Annotated in this window: 18 protein-coding genes; 7 read left to right on the top strand and 11 right to left on the bottom strand. The window is 70.6% G+C overall.

The features are described from left to right. Positions 1-27 precede the first annotated feature (27 nt). From OHT01_RS02520 to OHT01_RS02510, 3 genes are all read left to right on the top strand, one after another. The gene (locus tag OHT01_RS02520; RefSeq protein WP_328551430.1) at positions 28-3,195 is read left to right on the top strand and encodes a thioester reductase domain-containing protein; all 3,168 of its coding nucleotides are present in this window, start codon (positions 28-30) and stop codon (positions 3,193-3,195) included. After that, positions 3,192-4,334, top strand: coding sequence for an alpha/beta hydrolase (locus tag OHT01_RS02515; RefSeq protein WP_328551429.1), 1,143 nt, complete (start codon positions 3,192-3,194; stop codon positions 4,332-4,334). The genes OHT01_RS02520 and OHT01_RS02515 overlap by 4 nt, the downstream gene beginning before the upstream one ends. Before the next feature lie 93 nt (positions 4,335-4,427). Beyond that, positions 4,428-5,195, top strand: coding sequence for an alpha/beta fold hydrolase (locus tag OHT01_RS02510; protein WP_328551428.1), 768 nt, complete (start codon positions 4,428-4,430; stop codon positions 5,193-5,195). A 204-nt stretch (positions 5,196-5,399) separates the two neighbouring features. On the opposite strand, the gene OHT01_RS02505 is transcribed toward OHT01_RS02510, so the two are convergent. The 4 genes from OHT01_RS02505 to OHT01_RS02490 form a co-directional block, all read right to left on the bottom strand. After that, positions 5,400-5,807, bottom strand: coding sequence for a DUF3224 domain-containing protein (locus tag OHT01_RS02505; protein ID WP_328551427.1), 408 nt, complete (start codon positions 5,805-5,807; stop codon positions 5,400-5,402). Positions 5,808-5,893: 86 nt separating this feature from the next. Further along, positions 5,894-6,433 carry a GNAT family N-acetyltransferase gene (locus tag OHT01_RS02500; RefSeq protein ID WP_328551426.1) on the bottom strand — a complete coding sequence of 180 codons (540 nt, stop codon included), beginning with the start codon at positions 6,431-6,433 and terminating at the stop codon, positions 5,894-5,896. A 306-nt stretch (positions 6,434-6,739) separates the two neighbouring features. Continuing rightward, a complete protein-coding gene (locus OHT01_RS02495) occupies positions 6,740-7,138 on the bottom strand; it encodes a DUF4440 domain-containing protein (RefSeq protein ID WP_328551425.1) in 399 nt (132 codons plus the stop codon). 85 nt (positions 7,139-7,223) lie between these two features. Continuing rightward, positions 7,224-7,838: a PadR family transcriptional regulator gene (locus OHT01_RS02490; protein WP_328551424.1), complete on the bottom strand. Its 615-nt coding sequence runs from the start codon at positions 7,836-7,838 to the stop codon at positions 7,224-7,226. Between the two features lie 100 nt (positions 7,839-7,938). Here OHT01_RS02490 and OHT01_RS02485 point away from each other — a divergent pair, with 100 nt between their 5' ends. Further along, on the top strand, positions 7,939-8,409 hold the full coding sequence (locus OHT01_RS02485) for a hypothetical protein (RefSeq protein ID WP_328551423.1): 471 nt from the start codon (positions 7,939-7,941) through the stop codon (positions 8,407-8,409). Beyond that, positions 8,396-9,604, top strand: coding sequence for an FAD-dependent oxidoreductase (locus tag OHT01_RS02480; RefSeq protein WP_328551422.1), 1,209 nt, complete (start codon positions 8,396-8,398; stop codon positions 9,602-9,604). Before OHT01_RS02485 ends, OHT01_RS02480 begins: the two co-directional genes overlap by 14 nt. Before the next feature lie 178 nt (positions 9,605-9,782). Here the strand turns inward: OHT01_RS02480 and OHT01_RS02475 are convergent, their stop codons facing one another. The 5 genes from OHT01_RS02475 to OHT01_RS02455 all read right to left on the bottom strand — a co-directional run bounded on the left by OHT01_RS02475 (position 9,783) and on the right by OHT01_RS02455 (position 12,075). Beyond that, entirely contained in the window at positions 9,783-9,950 is a 168-nt protein-coding gene (locus OHT01_RS02475; protein ID WP_328551421.1) for a hypothetical protein, read from the bottom strand. 19 nt (positions 9,951-9,969) lie between these two features. Beyond that, positions 9,970-10,395, bottom strand: coding sequence for a DUF5959 family protein (locus OHT01_RS02470; RefSeq protein WP_328551420.1), 426 nt, complete (start codon positions 10,393-10,395; stop codon positions 9,970-9,972). A 184-nt stretch (positions 10,396-10,579) separates the two neighbouring features. Beyond that, entirely contained in the window at positions 10,580-11,506 is a 927-nt protein-coding gene (locus OHT01_RS02465; RefSeq protein ID WP_328551419.1) for an ADP-ribosylglycohydrolase family protein, read from the bottom strand. Between the two features lie 177 nt (positions 11,507-11,683). Beyond that, the gene (locus OHT01_RS02460; protein ID WP_328551418.1) at positions 11,684-11,848 is read right to left on the bottom strand and encodes a hypothetical protein; all 165 of its coding nucleotides are present in this window, start codon (positions 11,846-11,848) and stop codon (positions 11,684-11,686) included. After that, positions 11,845-12,075, bottom strand: a complete 231-nt coding sequence (locus OHT01_RS02455) for a hypothetical protein (protein WP_328551417.1) — start codon at positions 12,073-12,075, stop codon at positions 11,845-11,847. The genes OHT01_RS02460 and OHT01_RS02455 overlap by 4 nt, the downstream gene beginning before the upstream one ends. A 247-nt stretch (positions 12,076-12,322) precedes the next feature. On the opposite strand from OHT01_RS02455, the gene OHT01_RS02450 reads away from it, so the two are divergent. After that, positions 12,323-12,691 (top strand): VOC family protein, encoded by a 369-nt coding sequence (locus OHT01_RS02450; RefSeq protein ID WP_328551416.1) that lies wholly within the window; start codon positions 12,323-12,325, stop codon positions 12,689-12,691. Between the two features lie 90 nt (positions 12,692-12,781). On the opposite strand, the gene OHT01_RS02445 is transcribed toward OHT01_RS02450, so the two are convergent. Beyond that, on the bottom strand, positions 12,782-13,066 hold the full coding sequence (locus OHT01_RS02445; RefSeq protein WP_328551415.1) for a GNAT family N-acetyltransferase: 285 nt from the start codon (positions 13,064-13,066) through the stop codon (positions 12,782-12,784). Positions 13,067-13,132: 66 nt separating this feature from the next. Beyond that, positions 13,133-13,609: a GNAT family N-acetyltransferase gene (locus OHT01_RS02440; RefSeq protein ID WP_328551414.1), complete on the bottom strand. Its 477-nt coding sequence runs from the start codon at positions 13,607-13,609 to the stop codon at positions 13,133-13,135. A 290-nt stretch (positions 13,610-13,899) separates the two neighbouring features. Between OHT01_RS02440 and OHT01_RS02435 the strand changes: the two genes are divergently transcribed. Next, complete coding sequence (locus OHT01_RS02435) at positions 13,900-14,565, top strand: nitroreductase (protein ID WP_328551413.1); 666 nt, start codon at positions 13,900-13,902, stop codon at positions 14,563-14,565. The last annotated feature ends 65 nt before the right edge of the window (positions 14,566-14,630 follow it).

Below are 14,630 nucleotides of genomic sequence, written 5' to 3'. Positions count from 1 at the left end.
AGACAGTGCACAGGGGGAAGGGCTCTCATGAGTGAAATGAACGACGCCGCGTCGGCGTACGCCGGACAACGGGCGACCGGCGAGGCGATCGAGCGGGGTGACGGCGGGCCGACCGTGGAAGCCCTGCTGGCCAGGATCAAACAAGCACCCACCGCCACAGCGACCGGAAGCGGCACGCAGGCGGGTGCGGCGACGGGGGCGGAGGCGGCCGCCTCCCCGTCCCTTGCCGGTGATGACGTGCAGGCGAAGGCGAAGGCGGAGGTGGACGCGGACGCGGGTGGGACTGCCGTGGCGGCCGGTGCGGCTGAGGACGTGGGTGCGCCTTCCGCTTCGACCGGCACCAGTGCGGCTCACGCGCTGTCCGGTGCCGGTGCGGGTACGGATCCGTACGCGACTGCGCCCACCGTGCCGTTCGGTGCGAGTGCCGGTGGCGACACCGGGACCGGGGCGGACCGCGGTGTCGGGACGGACCGCGCAGCCGGCGCCCCGCACGCACCTGCCGTGCCCGCAGCTCCTGCCGCTGCTGACGCGCCCGCCGTGCCTGCCGCTGCTGACGTGGCCGACGCTCCTGCCGCGCCTGCCGCGCCTGCCGCGCCCGCCGCGCCCGCCGTGCCTGCCGCGCCCGCCGTGCCTGCCGCGCCCGCCGTGCCTGCCGCGCCCGCCGTGCCTGCCGCGCCCGCCGTGCCTGCCGTGCCTGCCGTGCCTGCCGTGCCTGCCGTGCCTGCCGTGCTCGCCGTCCCTGCCGCTCCCGACGTGGCCGACGCTCCAGCCGTGCCTGCCGCGCCTGACGTGCCTGCCGCTCCCGCCGCGCCTGCCGCTCCCGACGTGGCCGACGTGCCCGCCGCTCCCGACGCGGACGGCCTGGCCGGCGTCGTCGCCGCGGCGGCCGGTCCCTTCGTACCCGGGGGGCGTCTGTCGCCCGACACGGACTTCTTCGATGCCGGGGGCACCTCCGTAGGTGCCGTGGAACTCGTCGCGGCGCTGGAGGACGAGCTGGGCATGGAGATCGACCTCGACGAGGTGTTCGCCGACGCCCGCCCGCGCAGCCTCGCCCGGCGCTGGCTGGCGACCGCGGGCGCCACGGCGACCCTCTCGGCCCCGGCTGCGCCGGTAACCCCGACGGCCGTGGGGACCCCTGCCCCGGCGACCGACACGATCGGCCCCGGACAGGCCCCGGACGTCTTCCCGGTCCCCGCCTCGGCCTTCGCCCCGGGTCCCGTCCCGGGATTCAGCCGTGCTCCCGCCCCGAGCTCCAGCCCGACCCCGACCCCGGCCACCGAAACCCCGTCCATCCCGTCGCCCCGCATCCCAACCGGCGCGACGGTCACCGCCCGGACCACCGGTGCCGACGGCCCGTACGCCACGGCCCGTCCCGAAGACCTCGACCAGATCCTGGCCGATCTGTCCCTGGCCGACCGGCTGCCCTGGACCGGCTCGCCCGAGCCCCTGCCGCCCCGCAGGATCCTGCTCACCGGCGCCACCGGCTTCCTCGGCAGCCACCTGCTCCTGGATCTGCTCAGGCACAGTGACGCGCATGTCCACTGCCTCGTTCGCGCCGCCGACGAGGAGGCGGCCACGGCCCGCCTCGGCGAGGCACTGAAGAGCTACCAGTTGCCGTGGTCGAAGGAGATCCGCCGCCGGGTGACGGTGGTCCCCGGCGACATCAGGCGTCCCCGCCTCGGTCTGTCCGAAGACCTCTGGAACGAGCTCGCCCACGAACTGGACAGCGTCGTGGGCGTGGCGGCGGCCGTGGACTTCCTGCGCGGCTACCAGTCCCTGCGGCAGAGCAATGTCATCGGCGCGCTGACCCTGGCCGAACTCGCGGCGACCGGCCCGCCCAAGCCGCTGCACCACATCTCCTCGATCGCGGTCTTCAACGAGGTCGGCATCGCCTCCATGGGCGAGGACGACCCGCTCGCGCACGTCGACCGCCTCGTCGCGGGCTACGACCAGACGAAATGGACCGCCGAGGTCGCCCTGCGACGGGCCCGCGACCACGGACTGATCGTCACCGCGATGCGCCCTGGAGGCATCGGGGGCCACACCCGGACGGGCGCCCACAACCCGCAGGACCTCAGCAGCGGCCTCATCTCGGCCTTCGGCCGCTTCCGCACCGTGCCCGCGTTCCACCGCCTGAACGCGGCCCCGGTGGACTGGGTGAGCCGGGTCGCGGCAGGCGTCATCTGCGAACCCGACGCCTGGGGGTTCGACTACAACCTGACCGGCGTACCCAACACCCTCGACGACGTCGTACGGGACATGGCGTACGGCGGGATGCACGTGCGCGTACAGGACTGGGCCGAGTGGCGCACCGACGCCCTGGCCCGCCTGGAGGCCGATCCTGTTCCCGAACTCGCCTTCCTCACAAGCGTGTTGCGAAGTCCCACCGCACTGAAGCTGTGCGAGGCGACCCTGACGGGGCCGCCGGCCACCGACGAACGCACCGCCGCGCTCGTCGACGCGCTCGGACTCCGTCCCGCGGCCCGTTACGACGCCCAGGCCCAGTTGAGGACGTTCGAGCGGCTCGCCCAGGACGGCCTGGCCCGGCTGCCGCACAAGGACGACCAGCCGTACCTGTGGTTCTCCGAGACGACCGAGGGCACCGTGGGCCCGGTCGGCTCCGGCGCCGACACCCCCTGCTCGATGGCGCTCACCCTCTCCATCGCGAGCATGTACCAACTGGTGAAGGAGCGCCGGGTCGACGTCAGCGGCGAGCTGCTGTGCGCAGCCGCTCATCCCGCGCCGCTGCTCGTGGAACGCGGCGACATCTGGGTCCGCCCCGAGGACGGCATCCCCCAGCGGCACGCGATGCAGGCCCAACTCCTGCGCTATCGACTGACGTTGCGCGACACCGACGGTGGCCGCTGGTGGCTGGAGGGCCACAAGTACGCCCGCGCCCGCCGTGACGTGTGGCGGCAGACCCGCGCACTGAGCGTCGAGATCGGCCGTGAGGGCGAACCGGCCGTTCTCGCAGGCGAGTTGGTCGTCCCCTCGGACAGCTATGTACGCGACCAGATCGACGGCATCAAGGTCGACCCGCGTCTGACCGGCCGGGAGAAGCGCGCCGCCAAGCTGACCTGGCTCGCCTGGTTCGGCGCGGAGATGGGCCGCGGACTGCTCGGCCCCTTCGCCCGCGCCACCGCGGACCTCCTCGACCTGCGCCGGACCCGGACCCCCTCGGAGCGCCCCCGATGATTTTCAGAACCACCAACTCCAACTCCCGCACCAGGCCGACGATCCGCAAGGTCAGGACAGGCACGGCCCTGCGGCCGCTGCGCCACCGCCTCGACCCGGCACGGGTCGAGGAGATCCCCTTCAGAGCCGGGGACGGCGTACGTCTCGGTCTCACCCGGATCGACAGCGGCGAGCAGGACCGGCCCGCCGTGCTGCTCCTGCACGGGCACACCGCGTCCGCCGACATGTTCCTGCTCCCCGAGACCCGCAACCTGGTCGACGTCCTGCTCGACGACGGCTACGAGCCCTGGCTGCTCGACTGGCGGGGCAGTTGCCGGCTTCCCTACAACGAGACGGGCCAGAGGTACACCTACGACGACGTCGCACTCCACGACATCCCCGAGGCCGTCTCCCGCATCCGTGAACGCATCGGCGACCGGCCGCTGTTCGTGGTGGCCCACTGCATCGGCTCCCTCACCCTGTCGCTGAGCATGACGGCGGGGCTGGTACCCGGACTCGCCGGCGTCGTCTCGCAAGGCGTGTTCCTGACCCCGAAGCTGGCGGGACGCACCTCCCTGCGGATGACGGTGGCGGGTGAGCTGCTCAAGAACCGGATCGACCACATCCCGGTGGACTTCCGCAAGGTGGGTCTCCGGTCCAAGTACACGCCCCTGTTCGCGCTGGCCTCCCGCGGGGCGGGCTGCCCGGACCCGACCTGCCAGATCCTGCACAACTCGGCCTGGGGTTCGGGGGCTTCGCTGTTCCTGCACGAGAACCTGTCCGACGCCACCCACGACCGGCTCGCCGAACTCCTCGGGCCGGCGCCCCTGTGGATCCTGCCGCACCTGCGCCGCATCGAACTGGCCCGCAGCGTCGTCCGCTGGCACGACACCGACCACCGCTACCGGGCGCTGCCGCCCAACGCGCTGGACGCGGCCGCCCGCATCGACACCCCGGTGCTGCTGCTGGCGGGCAGCGAGAACGGACTGTGGCTGGACTCGCAGAAGCTCTGCCATGAGGTGCTGGCACACCGCCAGCCCCAGCTGGACGTGTCGTACACCGAGATCCCCGCCTACGGTCACCTGGACACGTTCCTGGGCCGGGCCGCCGCCCTCGACGTGTTCGGGCACATCCTCGAATTCCTCGGCGAACGACGGTGACGACGGCCCCGCGCCCGGATAACGTACCGACCAGTAACCAGGCCGACCGGTAACCGCACCGGCCAGTAATCAGACCGCACTCCAGGAGGCCCCATGCCGCAGCTCGAAGTCGACGGCGCCGCGCTGACGTACGACGACGAGGGCCCCCGCGACGGTGACGGCGTGCCCCTGGTGTTCATCCACGGCTGGACCGCCAACCGGCACCGCTGGGACCACCAGATGGACCACTTCGCCCAGAAGCGCCGGGTCGTCCGGCTGGACCTGCGCGGACACGGGGACAGTGGCGGATCGGGGCGGCGGACGGTGGGGGAGCTGGCCGGTGACGTTCTCGCCGTCCTCGACCACCTGGAGATCGACCGGTTCGTACTCATCGGCCACTCGATGGGAGGGATGATCGCGCAGACCCTGACGCTCGACCACCCCGAGCGGGTCGAGCGGCTGGTGCTGGTGAACTCGATCAGCAGGATGACCTACAGCCGGGGGAGGGGACTGCTGATGGCGGTCTCGACCCTGGTGCCGTTCAAGCTGTTCGTGGCCGCCAACATCCAGCGGGCCTTCGCCCCCGGCTACCCGCGCGAGAAGATCCGCGAGTACGTCCGGGCCTCGGCGGGCACGCCCCAGGAAGTGGTCATGACGTGCTACGGCGCCATGCGGTCGTTCGACGTCCTCGACCGGCTGGGGGAGATCCGCACCCCCACCCTCCTGGTCCACGGCTTCCACGACATCCAACTGCCCGTCTGGCAGATGCTGAGGATGGCGAAGGCGTACCCGGATGCCGTGGTCCGGATCGTGGACGCCGGCCACGAACTGCCCGTGGAGAAGCCGGCCGAACTCACCGACGTGGTGGCCCGGTTCGTGTGACCGACCACGACGTGTTCCGGCGCATGGCGGGTGGTCGGGTGGTCGAGGTGGGCGTCCCGGAAGCGTGACGTCACCGCGAACCCGTCCCGTCGGGCCACGCGCCGCAACAGACGCGTTTCCCCGCGGCCTTCGTCCTGGTCAAGTGCCTCCTGGCGGAAGCACAGGATCGGACGAAGGCCGTGTTCACGTCCTGGTGGTCCTCGTTCAGTCGAGTTGGTAGTCGAACCAGATGCGGTGCGTGCCGTCGGCGTCGACGGCCATCCCTCCGGCACCGGAGATCCCGGTCAGCTCGCGGGTGCCGCTCGACGGCACGATGGTGAAGAACTCCGCGGTGCGGTCGCTGCCGGACGTGGTCGCCGAGTGCACGAAGTTGAAGGCGCCCTCCCGCCCGTGCAGTGAACCTTCGAACGACTCCATCGCCACATAGGTGCCGACGCCGGTCGACTGGTCGAACGCGGCGGTGAAAAGGGTCGCCGAGTGCCCCGCGGCCTCTCCCGCGAAGTCCTTCTCCATGGTCGCGACACCTACCGGCAGCCCGGTGGGCACGGCCGGCTCGGGCTTCAGCTCGGTCGGGACGAACGCCTTGACGGTGAAAGTTGCCGTAGCTCTCATGCGCCGACCGTACCGAGAGGGTCTGACAATCGCGGCTTCATGAACCGATGGATGGATGGACGACTTCCGGTGGTTCCGTCGCGGACTCAACCGGACGGCGTGACCGGGGACCGCATGCCGAGCCACTGCTCGGCGCCCCAGGCCTCGAACCGCTCCACCTCGGTGAACCCCAGCTTCGCCGCGAGACGCATCGAGCCGACGTTGGCGGTCTGGGTGGTGAGCATCACCGACTCGCCGGGAAGCGCACCGGCGAGCCAGCCGAGTGCCGCAGCGCACGCCTCGGCGGCGTAGCCGAACCCCCACGCGCGCGGCAGGAACAGGTAGCCGAGATCGGCCTTCCCCGCGGCAGCCGGGCGACTGTGCCCCGTGGTTCTCCTGAGCAGGATCTGGCCGATCATCGACCCGTCGAGATCAACGACGAAGCTCCCGGGCCACCGCTCGGGCACCCCGGACAACTCGCGCTCAAGCGCGTGACGCGGCCGGGGTCCGCCGAGGTAGGTGTGCACCTCCGGCGATGCCAGCAGGTCGATGAACCCCGCACGGTCCCGCGCCTCGGCCTCGCGGAGCACGAGCCTCTCGGTCCTGATCGGCTCGGGCGGCCACGCCACGGACCCCAGATCTTCCATCCGCGCACGCTAACAGGCGGTCGAGCCACCGAACGCGCAGTGGCTCATGGCCGCAGGTTCCGACATTCCCCGGGCCAACCGGCCCCGGGGGCTTGGCGCTTGCTCCAGCAGAGTCGCTGGGTGGGAACGCGGAAATGCGGGAACGCGGGAACGCGGGAGACGGCACGCGCGGTTGTGCCATCCACCCTCGTCCAGGACGGAATCCTCGACCTGGACCGTGAAGTGGCCTACTGCTGGCCGGAGTTCACCGCCGAGGCAAGGGTGCGATCACGCTGCGGGCCGGCCGCGGCCGGAGCGTCCGCACGGTCAGGGCTGGTCGTACCAGGAGAACGCCGCGATCCGCCAGCCGTCCGAGGTGCGGACGAACTGGATGGTCTTGGTCCCGCCTCCCTCGAACGGCTCACCGTCCAAGATCCCGGACTTCCGGTACTCGCCGAACCGCGACGCGATATCGCCCGCGATCTCTGTCCGTTCAGAGGTCTCCCACTCGGAGAACTCGACCAGCCGACCGTTGCCCAGCAGCAGCCGTCGCGGCTCGATGAACTCGTCCACGGTGTAGACCGTGAACTCCGGGCCGGTCTTGACGATCACGCCACCGGGAAGGACCAGCCGGCGGATCCGGGCCACGTCGGCGGCCTTGCCGCCGCGGTTGTCGAAGGCACCGAAGAACTCGGCGGTCAGGACGTCTATCTCGATCTTGGACATGGCGTGACGGTAACAGTGGGGGAGCGCCGGACATCGGCGGTCGTGACAAGCCGCGGTACGTCGTCGAGGGGGACCGCGGGCGGGGTCACTGCTCCGCCGACGCCGACGCGAGGGCGTCCAACTGCTCCTTCGACCATGAGAGCCTGCCGGCCCGTAGGTCGTCGACCACCGTGCGCACCCATTCCAGCTCCGCCGCCGTCACGGCCCGCAGGTACTCGGTCTCCAGGCGGGTGATGCGCGGCAGCCCCTGTTCCGCCTCCGCGGCCATGGCCGATTCCAGCCCGTCGAGCTTCTCCGCGAGGGCGTCGGCCCGCCGTTCGAGTACGTCTCCCATGTCCTGCGAAGTGAGCAGCAGCAGGTTCGACAGGGCGGCCGGGAACTCCGGGAACTCCTGCTTGGGCGTGGAGAGCATCTCCTCCAGCCAGGCGCGGGTGGTCTCGCGCCCGGCGTCGGTGACTTCGTACACCGTCCGCTCGGGGTACTGCTGATCGCGCCCGGTCTCGCGGACCGCGATCAGTCCGTCGCCGTTGAGCCGCTCGATCGTCCGGTACAGGCTCGCGCGCTGTCTGACGTTGACGACCTGCTCCTTGCCCCAGTCCTTGACCAGCCGCTGGATGCCGTACGGGTGCAGCGGCTTGTAGTGCAGCAGGGCCAGGACGGTCAGGGCGAGGGGGGAGCTGCGGGGAGCGGATGGGGTCATGCACTCGATCATAGCCCCAGAAGTACTAGTTGACGAGAGACTAGTTTCAGTGCAACTATCGAATGGTCGCCCTGACACCACTCCGAAAGGAACCATCGAGATGTCACTCACCGAGCGCGTCCACTCGGACCACGGCCTCGTCAAGCACCTGGGCAACTGGACCGAGGCCGGCCGCTTCGAGGTCAAGGCCCGCCACGGCGCCGCTGTCCTCGATCTCCGTTCACCCGGCCTTCCCGACGATGTCGAGATCCACCTCGACATGGAGCGGGCCATGGTCAAACTGCTCGTCGACGACGACACCACCGTCGACCACTGGAACCTCCGGTGGACGGCCCGCGGCAAGATCAAGGACTCCCGGCCCTCGTCCGACGACGCCAAGCCGGCCGGCCGCCGTATCCACCTGTCCGGATCGGCGACGAACAGCGAGATCCGGGTCCACCGCGGCGGCATCGCGATCCTGTCGGCGATGTTCTCCCGTGCGTACGTCCAGGATGTGCGCCACGCCCACAGGGCCGGCGGCGTACCGACGATCGACCAGCCGGCGAGGGGCACGAGTCATGACCGGCACTGACCACGCCCGCACCGCACTGGTCATCGGCGGCGGTATCGCGGGCCCGATCGCCGCGATGGCCCTCCGCGAAGCAGGCATCGAGGCCTCCGTCCACGAGGCGTACGACTCCACGGCCGACGGGGTAGGAGGCGGCATGACCATCGCCCCGAACGGCCAGGACGCCCTCGACGCGATCGGCGCGGGCGACATCGTCCGCGCCATCGGAACTCCGGTCGCCGCGATGGGCCTGCGGAGCTGGACGGGCAGAGATCTCGCACGGTTCGCCCCGCCCTCCCGCCTCCCCTCCCTGCAGTTCGTCTGGCGTGCCGAGCTCTACCGCGCGATCTACGACGAGGCGGAGCGCCGCTCGGTCCCCGTCCACCACGGCAAGCGGCTGACCGGCGCGACCGACACGGGCTCCGGCGTCACCGCGCGCTTCGCGGACGGCACGCACGCGAGCGCCGACATCCTCATCGGCGCCGACGGCATCCGCTCCACCGTCCGCTCCCTGATCGACCCGGCCGCACCCCAGCCGAACTACGGCGGCCTGGTCTGCTTCGGAGCACGGATGCACCGATCGGGGATGCCCTCCACCGACGGCATCATGTACATGTGCTTCGGCAAGCGCGCGTTCTTCGGCTACCAGGTCTTCGACGACTCCTCGGCGGTGTGGTTCGCGAACCTGCCCCACCGGGCCCCGATGACGGTCGCCGAGGCCCAGGCGATCGGCGCTGACGCCTGGATGCGCACCCTGCGGACCGTCTTCGCCGACGACCGCACCCCGGCCCTTGAGATGATCAGCCGTACCGATGCCGGACAACTCCTCATCACCGGACCGATGGAGAACATGCGCGGGGTCGCGACCTGGACCCGCGGCCGCATGACCCTGATCGGCGACGCGGCCCACGCCGCCTCGTCCAGCTCCGGTCAGGGCGCCTCCATCGCCGCCGAAAGCGCCGTCGAACTCGCGCGCTGCCTCAGGGACCTGCCCTACCAGCAGGCCTTCGCGGCGTACGAACGACTGCGCCGTCCCCGCGTCGAACGCATCATCAAGCTCGGCGCCCGCACGAACAGCAACAAGACCGCCGGCCCGCTCGGCCGCGTACTGCGCGACCTCATGATGCCGACGGCCATGAAGCTGATCAACCCGGAGAAGATGGCCTGGCAGTACGACCACCACATCGACTGGAACGCGAAGGCGGCCCCGCCCACGTGACCGCCCGCCGTCCTCGGCCGCTCCCCCGGGAACGGGCCGGTGCGGCGCGAACAGGACCCGCACCGCGCCCGGCGCCCGCCCGGTGGAGCCAGATCGGTCAGCACCCCGGGCCGTGGCTGCGACCGGCTCCAGGCCGTTCGTCCGGGGGTTCCGCCGGACGAGGAACAGGACCGCGGCGTCAGCCCCGGTCCTCCCAGTCCGGTGCGAAGAAGCGGGCCCCGCTGACGACGGTGTCCCCCGCCCTCGTGGCCCGCACGTACATGTTGAGCTCCTCCGGCCCGGGAAGACCGTCACCGTAGGCAAGCGCGGCCGACCCCGACGCCGCCCCGAGGTCGTGCTCGGTCATCTGCCGGCGGAAACCGCTCTCACTCCGGTGACAGGTGATCGTCCCAAGCGCTGAGTACGGAGGCGAGCAGGTGCCGATGAGTTTCGATCCAGTCGGCCGGCAGGTCGATCGGCACTCGCACGGCCGCCATCGAGACGAGAACGTCCTCGACCACAACCTCGGGGCAGTCACGCTGCCCGTCCAGGTGGATGAAGACGGAGGGGCCACGCTGTACCTGCAACCAGGCGATGTCCTCGCCGGCCTCAAGACGATCCAGAGCCTCGCCCCACGAGACCAGACGCGACCGCCACAACGCGAGATCCACCCGGCCGCTCACGAACGGCGTGTCGACGACGATCTCCGCGGCAAGCCCTCCAGCCACACCCCGCAGAGGCCCGAGCACCGTGATGCGAACACAGTTGCCCTCGTCATCACACAACAGAGCCAGATCCAACCGTTCAGCCATCGCCAGGTCGCCTCCACGAAGATGAAGCGATCTTGACGTACGTCCGCTCAGCCGGCCAGTGATTTGGGGCGCGGTCGAGTCATTTCGTCAGGGTTCCCAGCGGGCCCTCCGACAAGGCGGCCGGCGACGACGTCACCGACCGCCTTGGGTCACCACCACCCCCGTGCCGGCACGCCCGGAGCTCCTAGCGGACAGTCGCGCGAGAATCCCAGCGGCTCCAGGCCGGGATGTCCTCGCGGGCCTGCCGCCAGGCGGCCGGGATGCCGTCCGTGCCCGTGCGACTCGCGACGACGCCTCCCGCGATGGCGCAGGTCGTATCGCGGTCGCCCCACCCGGCCACGGTCTGCCAGAGCGCCTCGGGCAGGTCGTCGAGGTGCCCTGCGGCAGACCACAGGGCGAACGGCACTGTGTCCGGAGCCGAGATCAGCGTCCCCGAGCCCAGCACGGACGCCGCGTGACGCACCGAAGTGCGCTCGGGGAAGTTCGCGGCCACCCGCAGCCCGGAGCGAACGTCACTCTCGGGCACGTGCGACGCGACCTCGCGCAGGAACTCCGCGCGCGGTGGGGCGTCCTGACCCGCGCTGGAGGCCGCCAGCGCGGCGGCGACCGCTACGGCCACGGCCCCCGCGACAGCCTCCGTGTGCGCGTGGGTGGTCAGGGCCGACAACCGGGCCTGCTCGACGACTGCCGTGAGGTCGTCCCGGAACCACGCGCCCAGCGGGGCGACCCGCATCGCGGCGCCGTTGCCGTAGGAACCCTGTCCGCCGAACTGCCCCGTGGTGACGGCCTGCCAGCTCTCGCCCTCGCCGATACGACGCAGCACGCCGTGCATGGACGGGCCGTACTTGCGCCCGGGGTCGCGGTCGTACTCGGCGGCGAACTCCCGTGCCAGGTCGTCCGGACGGATCTCCCCATGGGCCACGAGATGGGCGAACAGCACGAACGACATGGCGGAGTCGTCCGTCCACAGCCATGGCGCAGGACGCAGGTTCCGCGCGGCCCACAGTTCCTCGGCACATTCGTCGGACCGCGTGAACCAACCGTCGCCGAAGGCGTCCCCCATCACCAGCCCGTCCAGGCCGGCGTGGGCGTGCTGCGGACTGCTGCTCATGGCAAAGCTCCTCAGAATGATCAATGGCCATGGCATTCTCGCCGTAAGGCGGTTGAGCGCGCGAGCGGATTGCGGTCGGCAGCGGCGGGAGCGGCCACGCCACCCGTACCGCGGTTCGTCGCCACCGGCGTCCCCTGCGGGCGACGGACCGCGAAGGACCGTCTTGGTGAGTCTGAGTCAGCGGAGCCAGGGAGCGAGTTCGCGCGCGAGGACGGCGTAGGCGGGATCTGCGGGAAGCCAGAGGAGTTTGTGCTGGCTTCCGTCCTGCATGTGCAGGGCGAGGCGGTCGGCGGTGATGCCGCGGCGGAGACGGGCGGAGGCTATGCCGGCCAGCGGGATCACGTGGCGTTGGTCCGGTGCTCCGCCCGGATCTGCGCGGTGGCAGCAGCGGTGACGTCCGCCTCCGGCAGCGGCATGGTCACCGTCGGGCCCTTGCTGTTCGCGACGGTGGCGGTGAACCCGAGCCGCCGGCGGACCAGAAAGGACGGGAGCAGCCACAGCTCTCCGTGGATCCAGTCGCCCCACCCGGTCGTGCAGCCCCGTGTCAGCAGTCGCGCCCGTCCATCCATCGCGCCACCGTAGTTGGCCTGTCGTCCACGCGCCACAGAGGGCGAGTGGGCGAGCGAGCAGGACCATCGAAACCGCGCCATCTCGAAGTGGCTGGTCGGCGGCGGTGGTGTGACCCTGTTCGGGGCCGCTCGTACTGGGCGCGGGCGGCAGTCCGGGGTGCGGATCGTTGCGCGGGGCGGTTCGCCGATGAGTTCAGAGTCGTCGAACGGTCTACCCAGTGACGCGACCGTTCTCGACAGGAGTGCCATGTCCACCATCCAGCCAGTGATCATCACTGCCGACCACGACGTCCTGCGCGGCTTCTACACGAAATTGTTCGGCGCCGAGGAGATCTTCCGGGTACCGGCGGAAGGCCCGGCCTTCTACCTCGGCCTGCGCATCGGCGACACCGACCTCGGGCTGGTGGCCAGGACGGACCTGGGGACCGGGGCGGCACCGCGGATCCTGCTCAGCATCGCTGTCGACGACGTCGACGAGACCCTCGGCCGGGTGACGGCGCTGGGCGGCTCGGTCAGCGGCGGCCCCAACGACATGCCGTGGGGACAACGCGTCGCCCACATCCAGGACCCCGACGGCAACCCGGTGAACCTCACTCAGCCGATCCCGGCTCCGTGACGCCGCTCCTGGTGCTCGGGCCGGTCGCGGGCTGCTGCCGAGCCCGTCGAGCAAGCACCGATCAGCGGCCGGCTCGGCGACGTGCTCGTCTCACAGGTCCTTCCTGAAGACCGTGGAACTGTGCCGGACCGTCATTCCGACGCGCAGGTAGAGGTTCAAGGCGCCGGTGTCCGAGTGCGTCCCGAGGGTGCAGGCCCGCCGACCCTGCTCGTAGAAGGCGTGGAAAGCGTTCTGGAGCAGGAGGCGGGCGATGCCCCTGCTGCGGTGGTCGCGGCGCACCGCGACCTGCTCGATGTAGCCCTCGTCGGTGTCCGGGAGGTCCAGCGAGAGCGCGGCACCCACCGGTTGACCGTCGGCGAACGCCAGCGCTGACATCGCGGGGGCGAAGGTGGGACGTCCGACCGTGTGCCGGGCCCACTCCTGGTAGGTCTGGCGCCGCTCCTACCATTCGTCGAAGGCATCCTCGACGAGCCGGTGTGCGCCGTGTTCGTCGCCGGCGCGGAACGGCCGAACGAGGATGCCCGCCGGAGGTTCGGGTAGAGCGGGCTCCTCCGGCATGAGGTACTCCAGAAGCCACTGGGTCACCATCGGCTCGTATCCGCGCGAGCGCAGCAGCCGGACGGCGTTCGTGTCGTCGTCCGGGACGGTCTGGACGATGCGCGCGCTGCCCGCCTGTCTGGCTCGGGTCTCGGCCCAGGCCAGGAGCACACCACCCAGGCCACGGCCCTGGTGCTGGGGGTGGACGTCCACCTCGGAGCGCCGGTTCACCCAGGCCCGCGCCACCAACTGCCCCGCCCGGTCATGGACCAGACGGGTGTCCGTCTCCGGAACCAGGCCAGGTCTTGCCAGGTCGGCGGCGATGCGGCCGAGATCGGCCCGTACCCGCCCGAAGAGCTCGCGCTCGCAGGCCGCGACCAAGCGAACGATGTCACCGGTGTCGTCAGCGGTGGCGGGCCGCGATCGGAATTCCGGCGACAGCCCTGGCAGAAGATCTCGCACCTGAACACGCTCCCGAGACGGCAGATCGAACTATGGGCGCAGCACCTCGCCAGTATTCCGTCCTGCCTGATCAAGACCAATCACCTCCGTCTCCCACGGTCCTGTCAACGACTGGACTGATCGTCGGGACGTCGGTCAGGCCGCGGATGCTCAGTGCTGACCGCTGAATACGGTGCAGGGGCCCCGGTTGAATGAGAGGACGCGAAGACATGGATGTGTATGAGGCCGTGGACAGTCGCCGGGCCGTGCGGGCGTTCAGCGATGAGGCGGTGCCCAAGGAGGTGCTCGAACGAGTGCTGACCGCAGCGACGCGGGCTCCATCCAGTGGGAACCTCCAGCCGTGGCACATGTATGTCGTGACCGGCGAACCCTTGGCTGAGCTGAAGGGGTATGCGACCGCCAGGGCACTGGCGGGAGACCCGGGTGATGAGCGGGAGTATCCGATGTACCCGGACGAACTGACCTCGCCCTATCTGGACCGCTTCTCTGCCGCGGCGGCTCAGCGGTACGAAGCGCTGGGGATTGAGCGGGACGACCCCGACCGGCCTCAGAAGATCGCTGCCTTGAACTCGGAGGCGTTCGGGGCGCCGGTCGTCTTGTTCTGCTACCTCGACCGGACGATGGGGCCCGGCCAGTGGGGTGACGCGGGGATGTACTTGCAGACGGTGATGCTGTTGCTGAGGGCGGAAGGGTTGCACAGTTGCCCCCAGGTGATGTGGACCATGTACCGCACCACCGTCAGCCGAGCAGTCGGAGCCGAGGGCGAGCTCGTGCTGTTCTGCGGCATCTCGGTGGGATTTGAGAAGGAAGGCGTGCCAAGGCTGCGTACCGGGCGGGCGGACATGACGGAAACGGTGACCTTCATCGGAGTGTGACGTTGGATGGCCGAGATCGACGGGACGGGACCTGGACGAGTCCGCGCACCAGACGCGACGCAACG

Source organism: Streptomyces sp. NBC_00358, assembly GCF_036099295.1.
Lineage (GTDB): Bacteria > Actinomycetota > Actinomycetes > Streptomycetales > Streptomycetaceae > Streptomyces.
Note: the sequence above shows the minus strand (reverse complement) of the source record. Positions and strands in the feature narration are given on the sequence as shown.